Annotated in this window: 10 protein-coding genes and 1 pseudogene; 3 read left to right on the forward strand and 8 right to left on the reverse strand. The window is 72.5% G+C overall.

The features are described 5' to 3' along the window. Both ABS735_RS28435 and ABS735_RS28440 read right to left on the reverse strand, forming a co-directional pair. A complete protein-coding gene (locus ABS735_RS28435; RefSeq protein ID WP_373904334.1) occupies nucleotides 1-1,035 on the reverse strand; it encodes an ABC transporter permease in 1,035 nt (344 codons plus the stop codon). Nucleotides 1,036-1,061: 26 nt separating this feature from the next. Then, a complete protein-coding gene (locus ABS735_RS28440) occupies nucleotides 1,062-2,747 on the reverse strand; it encodes an extracellular solute-binding protein (RefSeq protein ID WP_373904335.1) in 1,686 nt (561 codons plus the stop codon). A 332-nt stretch (nucleotides 2,748-3,079) separates the two neighbouring features. Here ABS735_RS28440 and ABS735_RS28445 point away from each other — a divergent pair, with 332 nt between their 5' ends. Next, nucleotides 3,080-5,935 carry a glycoside hydrolase family 3 C-terminal domain-containing protein gene (locus tag ABS735_RS28445; protein WP_373904336.1) on the forward strand — a complete coding sequence of 952 codons (2,856 nt, stop codon included), beginning with the start codon at nucleotides 3,080-3,082 and terminating at the stop codon, nucleotides 5,933-5,935. Between the two features lie 96 nt (nucleotides 5,936-6,031). On the opposite strand, the pseudogene ABS735_RS28450 reads toward ABS735_RS28445, so the two are convergent. From ABS735_RS28450 to ABS735_RS28465, 4 genes and pseudogenes are all read right to left on the reverse strand, one after another. Beyond that, nucleotides 6,032-6,157 (reverse strand): annotated as a pseudogene (locus ABS735_RS28450) (DNA-binding response regulator); the annotation flags it as partial. A 122-nt stretch (nucleotides 6,158-6,279) separates the two neighbouring features. After that, on the reverse strand, nucleotides 6,280-7,725 hold the full coding sequence (locus ABS735_RS28455; RefSeq protein ID WP_373904337.1) for an aldehyde dehydrogenase family protein: 1,446 nt from the start codon (nucleotides 7,723-7,725) through the stop codon (nucleotides 6,280-6,282). A 305-nt stretch (nucleotides 7,726-8,030) separates the two neighbouring features. Further along, on the reverse strand, nucleotides 8,031-9,680 hold the full coding sequence (locus ABS735_RS28460) for a PucR family transcriptional regulator (RefSeq protein WP_373904338.1): 1,650 nt from the start codon (nucleotides 9,678-9,680) through the stop codon (nucleotides 8,031-8,033). 153 nt (nucleotides 9,681-9,833) lie between these two features. Then, complete coding sequence (locus ABS735_RS28465; protein WP_373904339.1) at nucleotides 9,834-11,948, reverse strand: ATP-binding protein; 2,115 nt, start codon at nucleotides 11,946-11,948, stop codon at nucleotides 9,834-9,836. Nucleotides 11,949-12,243: 295 nt separating this feature from the next. Between ABS735_RS28465 and gabT the strand changes: the two genes are divergently transcribed. Next, nucleotides 12,244-13,578, forward strand: a complete 1,335-nt coding sequence (gene gabT, locus ABS735_RS28470; protein ID WP_373904340.1) for a 4-aminobutyrate--2-oxoglutarate transaminase — start codon at nucleotides 12,244-12,246, stop codon at nucleotides 13,576-13,578. Nucleotides 13,579-13,997: 419 nt separating this feature from the next. Here gabT and ABS735_RS28475 read toward each other — a convergent pair whose 3' ends face one another. Next, entirely contained in the window at nucleotides 13,998-14,831 is an 834-nt protein-coding gene (locus ABS735_RS28475) for a tetratricopeptide repeat protein (RefSeq protein WP_373904341.1), read from the reverse strand. Nucleotides 14,832-14,875: 44 nt separating this feature from the next. Between ABS735_RS28475 and ABS735_RS28480 the strand changes: the two genes are divergently transcribed. Further along, complete coding sequence (locus ABS735_RS28480) at nucleotides 14,876-15,568, forward strand: phosphatase PAP2 family protein (RefSeq protein ID WP_373904342.1); 693 nt, start codon at nucleotides 14,876-14,878, stop codon at nucleotides 15,566-15,568. Here the strand turns inward: ABS735_RS28480 and ABS735_RS28485 are convergent. Then, nucleotides 15,507-17,324, reverse strand: a complete 1,818-nt coding sequence (locus ABS735_RS28485; protein WP_373904343.1) for a chitinase — start codon at nucleotides 17,322-17,324, stop codon at nucleotides 15,507-15,509. The two genes, ABS735_RS28480 and ABS735_RS28485, sit on opposite strands and share 62 nt — an antisense overlap. Nucleotides 17,325-17,380: the final 56 nt, after the last annotated feature.

The raw sequence follows: 17,380 nt of genomic DNA on the forward strand, positions 1-17,380 counted from the left end.
TCACTTCTTGTACACCCCCTGCTCGCCCATGAGATGGGCCACCTTGTTGGCCGCCAGGACCAGGCCGAGACTGATGACGCCCTTGACGAGGCCGGCGGCGGCCGCGTAGCCGAAGTCCTGGTTGCGTACGCCGTTCCACCACACGAAGGTGTCCAGGACCTCCGCGGCGCCCGGTCCCACGGCGCCGCGTTGCAGGAGGATCTGTTCGAATCCGACGGTCAGGGCGTCACCGACGCGGAGCACCAGCAGCAGGGCGACGACCGGCCGCAGGGCGGGCAGGGTGACGTGCCACATGCGGCGCCAGCGGTTCGCGCCGTCCATCGCGGCCGCCTCGTAGAGGTCGGGGCTGACCGAGGCGAGGGCGGCGAGGAAGACGATGATCCCCCAGCCGGCGTCCTTCCACACGCTCTGTGCGGTGATCAGGAACTTGAAGGTCTCGGGGTCGGTCATGATGTCGAGCCCGTCGTACCCGTGCTGCCGCAGCAGCTGGGAGAGGAGCCCGGCACCGCCGAGAAGCTGCTGGAAGACGGCGACGACCAGCACCCACGAGAAGAAGTGCGGCAAGTAGAGGATGGCCTGCGAGATCGCCCGCACCCGTGGCCTGACCACGCTGTTGATGAGCAGCGCGAGCAGGATCGGGAGGGGGAAGTACAGCAGGAGCTGGAGGACGAAGAGCACGAGAGTGTTCTGGACCGCGTTCCAGAAGGCGGAGTCCTCGAAGATCCGCTGGAAGTTCTCCAGGCCCACCCACGGGCTGTGCAGGATGGAGACGACGCCGTTGTCGCTGAGGTAGGGGTCGTACTCCTGGAAGGCGACGACGTTGCCGAGGATCGGTACGTAGTTGAAGACCAGGAGCAGCAGGACGGCCGGCAGGGTCATCAGCAGCAGTACGCGGTCGCGCCGGAACCTCAGCCGCAGGCTCAGCTTCCCGGTGCCCGGCTTCTCCGGGGCCCCGGTGTCGCCGCCGTGCGCCTCCGGGGCGTTCTTCTTGACTTCGGCCTCGGTGTCGGTCCGAGGCACCGTGCTGTGGGACACGGCGGTTCTCCTTGCCTCGTACCTGGTCAGCCGGCCGCCGGACCGTTCTCGTCGAGGATCTTCCGGTACCAGTCGCGGAGCTTGTCCCCGCCCTTGCTCTTCCAGTCGGAGACGGCCTGCTGCACGTCGCTGATCTTCTTGCGGCCGCGGACGACGTCGTCCTCCAGCTGCTCGAAGTCGTTGGAGAGGTTGGTCCAGCGGGCGGGCTCGGTGATCTGCATGCCGTAGAACGAGGGCTTCTTCGTGACGGCTCCCATGCGCTGCTGCCACTCGACCTGCCCCTTGGCGACCTCGGGGAAGTCGGGGTGGGCGATGGTCGCGGCGGGGCTCGCCACCATCACGTAGGCGTTCATCACGTCGATGTTGCCCTGGTCGGTCTTGGTGGGCACGCCGTCCTTGACGGTGTAGTGGGTGCCCTCCACGCCGTAGTTGGTGGCCATGTACTCCTTGGTGCCGTAGGGCGCGGCGGTGACGTTGGCGACGGCCAGCACGTCGCGGATCACCGCCTCGGATGCCTTCTTGTTGACGAAGGCGAAGATGCCCGCCGGGTTCTGCGCCCACAGCGTGGGGGCGCCGCCGTCGTGGCCGAAGATGTCCATGCCCCAGATCTCGAACTCGGGGTTCTGGGTGGCCTGTTCCGCGGTGCGGCTCCACCACTGCGAGGAGTCCTGGTTGTAGATGAGGAACTCTCCGGCGGCGAACTTGGGCCCGGGGTCGGCGGCGTTGGACTTGCCGAGCTTGGCGTCGGGGTGGACGACGCCGGCCGCGAACAGCTTGCGCGTCCACTCCAGGGCCTCGAGGTACTCGTCGGTCTCGATGCGGTAGACCAGCTTGCCGTCGACCTCGTTCCAGCCGAGCGACTTCTCGTTGCCGGAGAGCACGCCGAAGGCGTTGAAGGCGGTCCACTTCATGTCCAGGCAGGCCCAGCGCTTGGCCTTGGCGTCGGTGGCGTCCTTGGCCAGGGCCATGAACTCGTCGCACGAGCGGGGGACTTCGTAGCCCTCCTTCTCGAATATGTCCCGGCGGTAGAGCGGGACGATGCCGGTGACGTGCGAGGAGGGCATGGGCAGGCCGCGCAGCTTGCCGCCGAAGATGGACCGCTGCCAGGCGTCGGTGGGGATCGCGGCGAGGTTCGGGTACTCCTTGACCGCGTCGCCGGAGAGGTAGGGGCCGAGGTCGGCGAACTTGCCGATGACGGCGCTGGGGATCTTGCCGGTCATGTTCCAGCCGGGCACGACCACCACGTCGGGCACCTCGCTGGAGGCGAGGACGGCGCCGAGCTTCTGGTCGTAGGTGTTGCCGTCCTGGTTCTGCCAGACCACGTCGACGCCGATGAGGTCGTTCATCGCCTTGTAGTAGGCGTTGTCCTCCTTGGGCGGGGACCCCCAGAACGGCGACATGACGGTGACCTTGCCGCCCTTGCCGAGCTTCTTCGGCACCGACGTCTTCAGGCCCGCCAGGTCGAGCTTGCCGGTGAAGCCGACCGCGGAACCGTTCTTGCTGGGGATGTCGGGCGTGACCACGTTGCTCGCCACGTACGCCGGGAGGATCTTCTTGGCGTCCTTGCCCGATGTGGTGCCGTCGCGCGAGCCTCCGTCGGATCCGCCGCAGGCGGAGAGAAGCGGCACCCCTCCCGCCACCGCTGCGGTGGCGACCGCCGTGGAGGCGAGGAAACTTCTCCGGCTGGGACCGGAGGCGGCGTTCGGCGTCATTTGCGTCAACCCTTCGTGCCTTCGTGGCGCACCGGGACACCCGACGGTGGCCGTCGGGTGCGGTGTGTTGAGGGAACTGGGACCAGTTCGTGTCGAAGCGCTTCGATGTTGCAGCGAGGTTAAGTTAACCCCTCGGGGGGCACAAGGGTCGTCCCCAAGATTCCTGCTCGGCACCGCCGGGAAGGGCCTTGACCGAACTCCTCCTTTCCACGTTGAAATGTGGCACGGACAGAGCTGCGATCCGCCGTAGCGCCTTGACACCCACCCAGGGCTGCACGGAGCATCGAAGCGCTTCGACGTCCTAACCCGCTCCATCGCAAGGGGACCTCCACGTGACCGCACACACGCCGCCGTTCCGTGATCCGCACCTGCCGTTCGCGAAGCGCGTCGACGACCTGATGTCGCGGCTCACGCTCGACGAGAAGACCGCTTTCCTGCACCAGTTCGCGCCCGCGGTCGAGCGTCTCGGCATCGCCGCCTTCCGCACCGGCCAGGAAGCGCTGCACGGCGTGGCCTGGATGGGCCCGGCGACCGTGTTCCCGCAGGCCGTGGGGCTGGGCGCCACCTGGAACGAGGACCTCGTGCGCCGGGTCGGCGAGGCGGTGTCCAAGGAGGCCCGGGCGATGCGCGCGCGGGACGAGCGCGTCGGCCTCAACGTCTGGTCCCCCACCGTGAACCTGCTGCGCCACCCCCTGTGGGGCCGCAACGAGGAGGGCTACTCCGAGGACCCGAAGCTGACCTCGGCCATCGCCACCGCCTACACCCGGGGACTGCGCGGCGACCACCCGACGTACTGGCGCACCGCGCCCGTCCTCAAGCACTGGCTCGCGCACAACAACGAGACCGCCCGGGACACCTCCTCGTCCTCCGTCCGCCCGCGCGTCCTCAACGAGTACGACCTGCGGGCCTTCCGCGACACGGTCGAGGCGGGCGCGGTCGCCGGGGTGATGCCGGCCTACAACCTGGTCAACGGCCGCCCCAACCACCTCTCCCCCTACCTCGGCCGGCACCTGCGCACCTGGACCCGGGACGACCTCCTGGTCTGCTCGGACGCGGGCGCGCCCTCCAACCTGGTCGACTCGGAGCACTACTTCGACACCCACGAGGAGGCGACCGCCGCCGCGCTGCGGGCCGGGGTGGACAGCTTCACCGACCACGGCACGGACTCCTCGAAGATCCTCGCGCGGGTCCGCGGCGCCCTGGAGCAGGGCCTGCTGACGGAGGCGGACGTGGACGCGGCCGTACGGCGGCAGCTGTCGGTCCGTTTCCGGCTCGGCGAGTTCGACCCCGAGCACGACCCGTACGCGGGCGCGGCGGACACCGCCGCGGACTTCGACACGCCGGAGCACCGGGCGCTCGCGCGGGAGGCGGCCGAGCAGGCGGTGGTCCTGCTCAAGAACGACGGCGTCCTGCCACTGGCCCCCGGGGCCCGCGTCGCCGTCGTCGGACTGCTCGCCGACGAGTGCAAGCTCGACTGGTACAGCGGCACGCTCATTCACCGCTCGACCCCGCTGGAGGGCCTGTACGAGCGGTTCGGCGCCGAACGCGTGAGCTTCGCGGAGGGCGTGGACAGGGTCAGGCTGCGCACGGCCGACGGCACGTTCCTGCACGTCCTGCCGTCGGACGACGCCCCCGCCGAGGCGCGCGGCACGGAGGGCGCCCTCGACCCGGCCCTGCTCGCCGGCCGCACCGACCTGCCGCCCCTGACCACCGACGCCACCGGCACCGAACTGGCGATCGTCGACTGGGGCGAGGGCGTGCTCACCCTGCGCGCACCCGACGGCCGCTACCTGTCCGTCGCCGATGACGGCTTCGTGCGCGCCTCCGCCGACCAGCCCGGCGGCTGGGTCGTGCAGGAGACCTTCCGGCTGGAACCCCATGACGACGGTCACCTCCTGAGGCACACGGGAACGGGTCGCCTCGTCCAGGTCGCCGCCGACGGCGTGAAGGTTGCCGCGGACGGCGCGGACGACACCGGCGCCGAGGTCTTCGAGCTGGTCGTCACCGAGCGGGGCGAGGACGCGGTGACGCGGGTGGCGGCCGACGCGGACGTGGTCGTGGTGGTCGCGGGCAACGACCCGCACATCAACGGCCGCGAGACCGAGGACCGTACGACGCTGCGGCTGCCCGCCCACCAGGAACGGCTGCTGCGCGCGGCCCGCGCCGCCAACCCGGCGACCGTGCTCGCGCTGGTGTCCGCCTACCCGTACGCGGTCGACGTCGAGTCGCTCCCGGCGGTGCTGTGGACCGCGCACGGCGGCCAGGCGGCCGGCACCGCGCTGGCCCGGGTCCTCGCCGGGGACCTCTCCCCGGCGGGCCGGCTCCCGCAGACCTGGTACGCGGACGACACCGACCTGCCCGGTCTCCTCGACTACGACGTGATCGGCGGCCGCCAGACCTACCTGTACTTCGAGGGGACCCCGCTGTTCCCGTTCGGGCACGGCCTGTCCTACGCGTCCTTCGGGTACGCGGACCTGACGGCGGAGGTGCGGGACGGGACGGTGTCCGTGTCCTTCACGGTCACCAACACCGGGGAGGTGGCCGCCGACGAGGTGGCCCAGCTCTACGTCCGCGCCGCGGAGCCGTCGGTTCCGCGCCCGCGCCGCGAGCTGCTGGCCCACCGCCGGTTGACCCTGGCCCCGGGCGCGTCGACCCCGGTCTCCTTCGAGGTCCCGCTGTCCGCCCTCGCGTTCTGGGACGTGGCGCACGGCGGGTGGCGGCTGGAGCCGGGCCCGTACGCCCTGTTGGTGGGTGCCTCCAGCGACGACGTGCGCCTGTCGACGACCGTCACGGTCGACGGCGAGCCCGCCGCACCGCGCCCGGTCTGCGAACGCGGCCTGGAGGCGGCCGACTTCGACGAGCAGAGCGGCACGGAGATCGTCGACCGGACGAAGGCCGCGGGCGACGCGGTGACGCCGGTGACCGGAGGGACGGGCGAACTTCTCTACCGTGCCTGTGACTTCGGCACCGGTGTTGCGGAGGTGACCGTGTCGGTCGCGGGCGGGGGCACGGTCGAGGTGGCCCTCGACGGGTACCCGTGGACGGCGGCGCTGTCACCGGCCACGCCGACCGCGGGGCCGTACGACTACGTGGAGCTGGACGGCGCCTTCACCGCCGAGGGCGTCCACGATCTCCGCATCAGGCTGCGCGGCGCACTGCGGCTCGCGCACGTCGGCTTCTCCGGTTGAGGGTCCGGAGAGGCCCGGCACGGGAACGGGGCCCGGCACCGGTCGCTACCGGTACCGGGCCCCCGACTCGCGGCCCGCTCTGACCAGGCCCAGTTCGTAGGCGACGATCACCGCCTGGGCCCGTGCAGCGTCCTCTGCCTCGGCGACGACCTCGATGTCCTCCTGGATACCCAGGAGGTTCACGAACCCGGTGCGGACGACCGCATGGTCGTCGGCAACCAGCGCCCGGCCTCAAGGTGATCGTCGGTAACGGGGACCGCGTCCGCGCGGTTCCCGTCGGCGACCTGCTTCCCGGGACGTACGTCTGGGCGGACCACCGGCTCGACGCCGGGTGAGGCCAGGCGTCAGAGCGCGAGCCCCGTGAGGACCAGCACCCGCTCGTAGGTGTAGTCGTCCATCGCGAACCGCACGCCCTCGCGGCCCACGCCGGACTGCTTGGCGCCGCCGTACGGCATCTGGTCGGCGCGGTAGGAAGGGACGTCGCCGATGACGACGCCGCCGACCTCCAGGGCGCGGTGGGCGCGGAAGGCGGCCTGGAGGTCGTGGGTGAACACGCCTGCCTGGAGGCCGTACTTGGAGTCGTTGACGGCGGCGAACGCCTCGGCCTCGCCGGTCACCTTCTGCACGCTCAGGACGGGGCCGAAGACCTCCTCGTGGGCGAGAGTGGTGTCGGCGGGCAGGTCGGTGAGGACGGTCGGGGCGTAGGAGGCGCCGTCGCGCTTGCCGCCGGTGAGGAGCTTCGCGCCCGCGGTGACGGCCTCCTCGACCCAGGACTCCACGCGCTCGGCGGCGGCCTCGCTGACCAGCGGGCCGACGTCCGTCGCGTCGTCGTTCGGGTCACCGGTGACCTGGGCCTCGACGGCGGTGACGATGCGGGGCAGCAGGCGGTCGTAGACGGCGGCGTCGGCGATGACGCGCTGCACGGAGATGCAGGACTGGCCGCCCTGGTAGTTGGAGAAGGTCGCGATGCGGGTCGCGGCCCACGTCAGGTCCTCGTCGCTCGCCCAGTCACCGAGGACGACGGCCGCGCCGTTGCCGCCCAGCTCCAGCGTGCAGTGCTTGCGGGGCACCGAGTCCATGATCGCGTAGCCGACGGTCTCGGAGCCGGTGAAGGAGATGACCGGCAGCCGCTCGTCCTGGACCAGGGCGGGCATGCGGTCGTTCGGGACCGGGAGGATGCTCCAGGAGCCGGCGGGCAGCTCGGTCTCGGCGAGCAGCTCGCCCAGGATCAGGCCGGACAGGGGGGTGGCGGGGGCCGGCTTCAGGATGATGGGGGCGCCTGCCGCGATCGCGGGGGCGATCTTGTGGGCGCAGAGGTTGAGGGGGAAGTTGAAGGGCGCGATGCCGAGGACGACGCCCTTCGGGAAGCGGCGGGTGAGGGCGAGACGGCCCTGACCGCCGGCGTCCGTGTCGAGGCGCTGGGCCTCGCCGCCGTTGAAGCGGCGGGCCTCCTCGGCGGCGAAGCGGAACACGGAGACGGCGCGGCCGACCTCGCCGCGGGCCCACTTGATCGGCTTGCCGTTCTCGGCGGAGATCAGGCGGGCGATCTCCTCCGTACGCTCCACCAGGCGGCGGCTGACGTGGTCGAGGGCGGCGGCGCGGGTGTGGGCGGGGGTGGCGGCGAAGTCCTCACGGACGGCGTACGCGGCGGCCACGGCCTCCTCGACCTGGGCGTCGGTGGGGAGGCTCACCGTGCCGACGGTGGTGGCGTCCCAGGGGGACGTGACGTCGAAGTCGGACTCGCCGGTGGCCTGGCGGCCGGCGAGCCAGAAGGCGTGGGTGGAAGTCATTGTCGAGTCCCGGCCCTTCCGCGTTGGGGGGGTGGTGTGTACGGGTGCGGGGTCCACGGTAGGGCGGGGTGGGGTGGCGGGCGTTTGTCCGGGGTGTCGTGGTGGGGGTGGGTTCTTCGACGGTGTGGCCAGGTGAGGGCGGGTGGTGACGGGCGGTGGCGGGGCGGTGGCAGGGCGGGCTTTCGGGTTTCGCCCCCGCCGCCCCTTCCCGTTCCCGTCCCTGGGGGCTCCGCCCCCAGACCCCCTTTCGGCCCTGGCCGGGCCTCGTCCTCAAACGCCGGACGGGCTGTTCGGTGCCCGGCGGGCTATTCGGGTGCCGTGGCCTTCAGGGCCAGCCACAGCTCCATCCGTACGTCCGGGTCGTCCAGGGAGCGGCCGAGGATCTCCTCCACGCGCCGCATCCGGTAGCGCAGGGTGTGGCGGTGGACGCCGAGGTCGGCGGCGGCCGCGTCCCACTGGCCGTGGCGGGAGAGCCAGGCGCGCAGGGAGGCCACCAGGTCGCCGCGGCCGGTGGCGTCGTGGTCGCGCAGGGCCCGCAGGAGACCGTCGGCGAAGGCGCGTACCGCGTCGTCCGCGAGGAGCGGAAGGACGGAGCCGGCTGCCAGGTGTTCGTGCTCCACGCAGACGCGGCCGCGCCGGCGGGCCACCGACAGTGCCTGTTCGGCCTGTTTGTAGGCGGCGGACGCGGCGATGGGCCCGGACGGTGCCGAGAGGCCGACGACCAGGCTCTCGTCGTCGCCGCCCGAGAGGGAGTCGGACGCCGGGCGGGCGGCCTCCAGCGCCGACGCGTGCTCGACGCAGGCGGCGACGGCCGCGCCCCCGTCGGTGGCCAGCACGACCAGGCGTTCGCCCTCGGGGACGACCAGCACCGCCTCGCCGGAGCGGGCCGCCGCGGACTCCACGACTTCGGTGAGGGTGCCGAGGGGGTCGCCGCCGCTGTCGCTCCCCGTGTCACTGGCGGCCTGCGCGGCCGTGGCGGCCCTGCCCCGGACCGCCGCCGCCTCGGCGACGACGATCCGGAACGGCGCGTCCAGCAGGCCGCCGTACAGGTCCCCGGCGACCGTGCGCGCGTGGTCGGGCTCGCCGGCCAGCAGCATGCGCAGTACGGCCGCGTCGATGCGGAGCCCGGCCTCGTGCAGGGAGCGGGAGCGTTCCGTGGTCAGGGTCAGCAGGGCGATGGCGGAGTGGACGGCGTATCGCTCGGCGGTGCCGAGGGCGGCGGCCGTGCCGACGGCGAGTGCGGAGCGGGGCCTGCGGGAGGTGCCCAGGGAGTGCAGCTCGACCCGGTCGGCGTTCTCGGGGTGCTCGGCGTTCCCGGCTCCGCCGACCACCGACGAGGCCGGCGCGGGGCGCTCGCGCAGCCGTTGCACGTCCGCGGTGAGCCGCGCCGCCCTGCGGCCCGCCCACTCCGGCGCGGTGGCGACGACGGCGCCCGAGGCGTCGTACAGCGCCGCCCAGCCGTCGACCTGCGCGGCGAGCGCGGCCAGCAGGCCCTCCGGGCCGTCGGTCAGGGTGCGCCGGGTCAGCTCGCGCTGGGCGGCGAAGCCCGCGGTGACCGCGCGGTACTGGTCGGCGGCGATGGCGGCGGAGACGGCCTTGCTGATGGCGAGGAAGGGGGTGCGGCGCGGCACCTCCAGGAGCGGCAGTCCTTCCTGCCGGGCGGCTTCCACCAGCGCCTCGGGGACCTCGTCGTAGTTGACGCCGACGGCGAATCCGAGGCCCACCACTCCCGCGCCCGCCAGCCGTTTCACGTAACGGTGCATCGCCTCGGGGTCCTCGGCGTCCAGCTTGAGGGCGGTGATCAGCAGCAGTTCCCCGCCCTCCATGTAGGGCACGGGGTCGGCGAGTTCGCTGACGTGGGCCCAGCGCACCGGCACGTCGAGGCGGTCCTCGCCGGCGCGCACGGTCAGCTTGAGCGCCGAGTGGTGGACGAGCGAGGCGAGCGTCGGGGGCATGGGGGCCTTGGCCTTCGGGTCTGCGTCAGGGGGTGCGAGGGACTGCGGGGTCGGTGTGGAGACTTGGTGATCTTTTGGCCGCCGCGTATGAACGGCCTGTGTCGATTCTGCCTCACTGTACGGTCCCCGGGTGCCCGCCCGGGGCCGTACGCCTCACCCGCGCAGATCCACCAGCAGCGGCGGCGCGTGCTCCCCCTTGACGCTGGTCAGCGACAGCACGGCGTGCCCGGCCAGCACGGCGTGCGCCAGTTCGGACGCCGACCAGCGTTCCCGCTCGACCTGCCGCACGGTCACCGCGCGTGCGGTGGGCGCCTTCCCGGTGATCACCCGGCGGAGCATGTGCACGGCTTTGCCGGCCGGGGTCTCGGCGATGATCTGCCGGTCGGTGACGTCGCGGGCCTCGGTCCACTCCTTGCCCCACACCTCGGCGAAGTCCTGCCCGTCCCAGGGGGTGAGCCCGGACAGCGCCATCCGGCACCCGATGGCCCCGAGCAGCGGCCCGCGCAACGGGCGCGGTACGTCGTCCAGGGTGCGCAGGGTCAGGACCACGCCGGCACCGGCCGAGCGCAGCCGCTGCACGCCCCGTACCGCCTCCGGCGTGACCACGCCGCTCGCGTCGTCCAGCACCAGGCAGGCGAACAGCGACCGGTCCTCCCGCACCGAGACGCTCGCCGTGAACTGGGCGAGCACCAGCCGCGCCAGCATCCGGGAGGCGTCGGCGTGGCCGCGCTGGGGCAGGTCGATGCGGACCCGCACCGGGTGGTCGAGGGCCTTGAGGGAGAACGGCCGGGACTGTCCCGAGGTGTCGAAGAAGGGGGCGAAGGCGGGGCGGTCCAGGAGCGCCACCCGGTCGGCCAGGACGCCGCCCACGTCCCCGGGCCGTCCCATCTGCCGCTCGCGCGCGTCCAGCTCGCGCAGCAGGGACTCCTGCCCGGCCGCGCGCAGCCCCTCGCGCAGTTCGGCCAGCGGTCCGGGCGCGCCGTCCAGCAGCTGCCGCAGTTCCGGCACGCCGGGGAAACGGCCGTGCACCGCGCGGAAGGGGCCGAGCAGCTGGGCGAGGACGGTGGTGGAGCGGCGGGTGTCGCCGCCCTGGTGCTGCTCGGTGAGGTCGCCGACCAGGGCCTCGGCGAGCACGACGGCGGCCTCGTCGGGGTCGGTGGTGCCGCCGTACAGGTCCAGGTCGTACACGGAGTCCGGGTTGCCGATCCGTACGACGACGTCGTAGGCGTCGGCCGGGCCGAGGTCCGCGCCCGCCGCACCGACCACGACGACCGCGGCGCGGCCGGCGAGCGCGTGCAGGCACAGCGATTCGGTCAGCGGCCGCACCACGCTGCCGGTCTTGCCGGAACCCGCGGGTCCGACGGCGAGCAGGGAGGTGCCGAGCAGGTCGGGGCCGAGGGCGAGGCCGGTGCCGCGGTAGGCGTAGGGGTTGCGGGCGTCGTCGGCGGCCGTGCCGATGCGCACCTGGCCGGTGACGAGGTCGTGCCGGGCCTGCCGGGCGGGCAGGTCGCGGGCGCCGGAGGGGTGCGGGCAGGCGCCCGCACCCTCGCTGAGCACCGCGCTGGTGAAGGTGGCGAGGCTGTGCCGCCCGCGCTGGACGCCCTGCCAGGCGCGGGTGATGCGGGCGTGGTCGACGTCCCGCATGAGCCCCGAGCGCGCCTCGGCGGCGAGCCGCTCGGCGGCGTCGTGGGCACCGGCGGCGCGGAGCGCGGGCCAGGCGGCGGGGTCCTCCTCGGGGGCGGGTGCGGGGCCGCCGCCGGGGGCGGCACGGCGCCAGGCGGGCGGGCCGTAGCGCCGCCAGATCTCGCCCCAGCGGCCGAGCCGGCCGACGCCGACCATGATGATGCCGGCGATGAGGACGTAGTAGGCGTAGACGACCACGACCGAGGCGAAGCTGTGGGGCTGGGCCCAGGAGTCCGGGATCATCGCGTAGAGGGGCAGCAGCCACCAGCCGCCGAGGTAGCCGTTCCACAGCAGCGACCAGATCAGCCAGCCGACGAGGAACGCGATCACCGCGCCGCTCAGCAGCTGCCGGCCCGGCACCCGCTCGGGCTCCTCCTCGGGCCGTGGCCGGTGTCCGAACCGCCACACGCCGGGCAGCGCCTGGGGGCGCGGGGTGCGCAGCCAGGTCAGAAAGGCCGAGCCGTCCGTGGCACCCGGTGCCCGCGTCGGCCGTGGCGGCGCCGCGGGCATCTCGGGAGGCCCCGCCGGGCGCGGCACCGGATTCGCATGCGTGCCCCGCGCGTCCCGGGTCCCGTCGCCGTCCATCGCCCTTGCCCCCTGACCAGCCGCTCCGTCCACCATCAGCGAGCCAATCTAACGCCCTCCCAAGGGGAGTTCACCGCTTACGCGGCCGGGCCCGCGTCGACGTGTCCATATGTCGCCGTTCCCGGCACCTGTCCATGTCGGACAACCGGCCGCTCGGACAACGCCCACATGGAGCATGCCCACCCCACACCGCCGGTCCTAGCCTGCGAGAAAAGAAGGCAAGCGTCCGTAAGATCCCGCGGATCCCGCAGGCACACCAGGTCCCGCGGATCCGGCACGACCCCAGGAGCCCCCCATGACCGCACTTCCGCAGGAGCGCCGCGTCGTCACCGCCATTCCCGGCCCGAAGTCGCAGGAGCTGCAGGCCCGCCGTACGGCCGTGGTCGCGCAGGGTGTGGGCTCCACGCTGCCCGTCTTCGTCGCGCGCGCCGGCGGCGGCGTCATCGAGGACGTCGACGGCAACCGTCTGATCGACTTCGGTTCCGGCATCGCGGTGACCTCCGTCGGCGCCTCCGCCGAGGCGGTCGTGCGCAAGGCGTCCGCGCAGCTCGCCGACTTCACCCACACCTGTTTCATGGTCACGCCGTACGAGGGCTACGTCGCCGTCGCCGAGGCCCTGGCCGAGCTGACGCCGGGCGACCACGCGAAGAAGTCGGCGCTGTTCAACAGCGGTGCCGAGGCCGTCGAGAACGCCGTCAAGATCGCGCGTGCGTACACCAAGCGGCCGGCCGTGGTCGTCTTCGACCACGGGTACCACGGCCGGACCAACCTGACGATGGCGCTGACCGCGAAGAACATGCCGTACAAGCACGGCTTCGGCCCGTTCGCGCCCGAGGTGTACCGCGTGCCGGTCGCCTACGGCTACCGCTGGCCGACCGGTGCCGAGAACGCCGGTCCGGAGGCCGCCGCCCAGGCGATCGACCAGATCACCAAGCAGGTCGGCGCGGAGAACGTGGCCGCGATCATCATCGAGCCGGTGCTCGGCGAGGGCGGCTTCATCGAGCCGGCCGAGGGCTTCCTGCCCGCGATCCGCGAGTTCGCCTCGGACAACGGCATCGTCTTCGTCGCGGACGAGATCCAGTCCGGCTTCTGCCGCACCGGCCAGTGGTTCGCCTGCGAGGACGAGGGCATCGTCCCGGACCTGATCACGACGGCGAAGGGCATCGCGGGCGGTCTGCCGCTGTCCGCCGTCACCGGCCGCGCCGAGATCATGGACGCCGCGCACTCCGGCGGCCTCGGCGGCACCTACGGCGGCAACCCGGTGGCGTGCGCGGGCGCGCTCGGTGCCATCGAGACGATGAAGGAGCTGGACCTCAACACCCGGGCGAAGAACATCGAGGCGGTCATGAAGTCCCGCCTGGCCGCCATGGCCGAGAAGTTCGACGTCATCGGCGACGTCCGGGGCCGCGGCGCGATGATCGCGATCGAGCTGGTCAAGGACCGCGACACCAAGGAGCCGAACCCGGAGGCGACCGCCGCGCTCGCCAAGGCCTGCCACGCCGAGGGCCTGCTGGTCCTGACCTGTGGCACCTACGGCAACGTGCTGCGCTTCCTGCCGCCGCTGGTCATCGGGGAGGACCTGCTGAACGAGGGTCTCGACATCATCGAGCAGGCCTTCACCCGCGTCTGAGCGCGGACGCGCTCGCGCACCCGCACGAGTGCCGAACGCGCATCTGAGCCGCGTTTCGCACGCCTGGCGGGGTGAGCGACAGAGCGTGTGAAGAACGTGTGCGAGGTGGATGGCAGGACGCCGATGGCCCTGTCCTGAGCGCACCCCCTGCCGTAGGTTCTACGCAGATGAGAGATACACCCGCCCACAGGGGACTGTGGGCGGATCATCAGGACGAGGCTTCCCCGGCTTCGACCTGGTCGTGCCTCGCGCACACAACCGGAGCCCACGGGTTCCGGCTTCCTCACCGATCGGACGGTCGCCCGCCCCAAACCCCCCGGGGCGCGCGGCGTTCCGGTCAGGACGGCCGCCTCGGCACTCGGGACGGTGGTTCACCGAAGGGCCGGCACACTCCCCCCCTTGTGCCGGCCCTTCGGTGTTCACTCCCCCGGTTCTCCTCGGGATTCCTCGCGTGGCTCCTCCCCGGTGACGCGGGCGAGCAGGACGCGGGCCTCGGCGGTGCGCGGATGGGCCGGGTGCAGCTGCCGCTCGCAGCCGGCCAGCGCACGCCGTACGGCGGTCTCCGCCTCGGCGCGGCGTTCCAGGCCGTACAGGGCCTCGGCGGTGACCAGGTCCAGGTACCCGGCGGCGTAGCGGGGCGGCTGCCGCGGGATCCCGCGGACCTCGGTCAGCGCCTCCTCGTAGCGGCCCTGCCCGTTCAGGCTGCGCGCCAGCGTGGTGTTCAGGACGCCGGCGGCGGGTCCCTTCGCCCGGGGCAGGTTGCCGCGGGCCACGGCCTCCGCCTCCTCGTGGCGGGCCAGCCCGCACAGCACCGTGGCCAGGTGTCCCAGGGTGTTGATCTCCAGCGCCGCCACCGGGGCACGGTGGGCGATCCGGTTCAGCTCGCGCAGGATGCCGTTCGCCTCGGTCTCCGCCTCCGCGTACCGCCGCAGGCCGGACAGGGCCACCACGCGGTTGCTGCGTGCGATCAGTCGCAGCATCTGCGAGTTGAGGCCGACCGGCTCCAGTTCCGCGATCAGCGTGTCCAGTTCGTCCAGCGCCTCGGCCGCCCGGCCGTGCATGACGACCGCTCCCGTGGCCAGCACCCTCGCCTCCCAGTGCGGCGGACGCCTCCGCCAGGGACGCCGCGGGAGCGCGGCCAGCGCCCGTGCCTCGGCCTCGACCTCCTCGTACCGGCCCTGCGTGGTCATCGCCTTCAGCCGGCTGAAGGTCTCTCCCCACTGGCTGTCGCGTGCCGTTCGTATGGTTGTCACGGGCGGTGAGACTACGCGACGGCGGACCTGCGAAGCTGGGCGTCATGCCGGTCTCCGCCGCCCCTCTTCGCGCTCTGTCGGTCCTGGTCGGGCTGCCCGTGCTCCTCTTCGCGCTGATCACCTGGCAGGTCGTCGCCGACGGCCCGTTGGTCGGGATGGACGAGCGGCTGAGCGGGGAGCTCGTCCACCCGGACCGGTTCTCCGAGCTGCTGGCCGACCTCGGCAACGTGCAGGTGGCGGTGCCGGTCCTGGTCGTGGCGCTGGCGTATGTGGCGTGGCAGGGGCGCGCCACAGGAATGGGCCTCTGGTGGCTGCCGCCCCTGGCGGGGGCGCTGGCGATGGTGCTGGTGCCTGCGCTGGTCGTCCCGCTGAAGGAGTGGACCGACCGCCCGGGCACCCCGGCGGTGCCGCCGGCCGTCGGCTACTACCCCTCCGGCCACACCGCCACGGCGGTCGTCGCGTACGGCGCGGCGACGCTGCTGCTGCTCGGGGGGCTGCGCTCGCCCGCCGTACGCCGGGGACTGGTCGTGCTGTGCGCCGTCCTGGTGCTCGGCACCTCCTACGGGCTGGTGCGGCGGGGCTACCACTGGCCACTGGACGTGGTGGCCAGCTGGTGCCTGGGTGCGGTACTGCTCCTCGGGGTCCGGCAGGTGGCCAGCCGGACCCCGCCGGCCGTCAGCCGAAGTACGCGTCGAAATTCTTCTGGAACTCCCAGTTCGAGAAACGGTCCCAGTTGATCGACCACGTCATCAGGCCGCGCAGGGCAGGCCAGGTGCCGTGGGTCGCGTACGAGCCGCAGTCGGTCTTCTTCGTCAGGCAGTTCAGGGCCTTGGTGACCTCGGCCGGGGAGACGTGGCCGTTGCCCGCGTTGGTGGAGGCGGGCATGCCGATCGCGACCTGATCCAGGCGCAGCGGCGGGAAGACATTGTTCGCGTCGCCCGCGACCGGGAAGCCGGTGAGCAGCATGTCGGTCATGGCGATGTGGAAGTCGGCGCCGCCCATGGAGTGGTACTGGTTGTCGAGGCCCATGATCGAGCCCGAGTTGTAGTCCTGGACGTGCAGCAGGGTCAGGTCGTCGCGCAGGGCGTGGATGACCGGCAGGTAGGCGCCCGCGCGCGGGTCCTGGCCGCCCCACTTGCCGGTGCCGTAGTACTGGTAGCCGAGCTGGACGAAGAAGGTCTCGGGCGCCATGGTCAGCACGAAGGCGTCACCGTACTTGGCCTTCAGGGTCTTCACGGCGGAGATGAGGTTGACGACGACGGGGGTCTTCGGGTTCTTGAAGTCCGTGTCGTCGGCGTTCAGGGAGAGCGAGTGGCCCTCGAAGTCGATGTCGAGGCCGTCCAGGCCGTATTCGTCGATGATCGCGGAGACGGACGAGACGAACGTGTCGCGGGCGGCGGCGGTGGTGAGCTGCACCTGGCCGTTCTGGCCGCCGATGGAGATCAGCACCTTCTTGCCGGCCGCCTGCTTGGCCTTGATCGCGGCCTTGAACTCGGCGTCGCTCTCCACGTTCGGGCACTCGGTGACCGGGCACCGCTCGAAGCGGATGTCCCCGGAGGTGACCGAGGTGGGCTCGCCGAAGGCCAGGTCGATGACGTCCCAGCTGTCGGGCACGTCGGCCATGCGCGTGTAGCCGGAGCCGTTGGCGAAGCTGGCGTGGAGGTAGCCGACCAGGGCGTGGGCCGGGAGGTCGGAGGAGCCGCCGCCGTCGTCGGGACGCTGGGCGGTGGTCGCCGTGACCGTGGCGGAGCGCGCCGACTCACCCGCGTCGTTGACCGCGGCGACCTGGAAGGAGTACGCCGTCGAGGGGGTCAGGCCGGTCACGGTGGTGGAGGTGCCGGTGAGGGTGCCGACCTTGGTGCCGTCGCGGTAGACGGCGTATCCCGTCGCGCCCGGGACGGGTGACCAGGACAGGGCGACGCTGGAGGAGGTCACCGAGCCGCTCTTGAGGCCGCCGGGTGCCGCCGGGGGCTGGCCCGTCTCGCCGCCCGGGCCGGTGAGGGAGACGTCGTCGGCGTGGTAGGCGCCGGTGCCGTACCAGCCGTGGGTGTAGATGGTGACCTTGGTGGTCGACGGGCCGGTGCGGAAGGTAGTCGTCAACTGCTGCCAGTCGGGGGCGGACTGGGCCCAGGTGGAGACGTCGGTGGTGCCGGTGCCGCTCGCCCCGAGATAGACGTAGGTGCCCTGGACGTATCCGGACAGCGTGTACTGGGAGTCCGGTTTGACGGACACCGTCTGTGCGCAGCGGGCGTTGTCGGCGCCGGCCGGGGCGGCCTTCAGGGCGGCCGTGCCGCTGTGGACGGGCGAGGTCACGGTCGTGCCCGCGGTACAGGTCCAGCCGTCGAGCGCGGACTCGAAGCCGCCGTTGCGGGCGAGGTCCGCGTCGGCCGCACGGGCGGCCGACGTGAGCGCGGTCAGGCCGGACGCGGCGAGGGCCGCGGCCGTGAGCAGGGTGACGAGGGGGCGACGGGCGAGGGGTCTGGCGCGTTCCACAAGTGCCTCCGGACATGGGGGAGATGGGGAGGGTGGAGCGCGCCCAATTTGGTCCA

The organism is Streptomyces sp. MMCC 100, assembly GCF_041538145.2.
GTDB lineage: Bacteria > Actinomycetota > Actinomycetes > Streptomycetales > Streptomycetaceae > Streptomyces.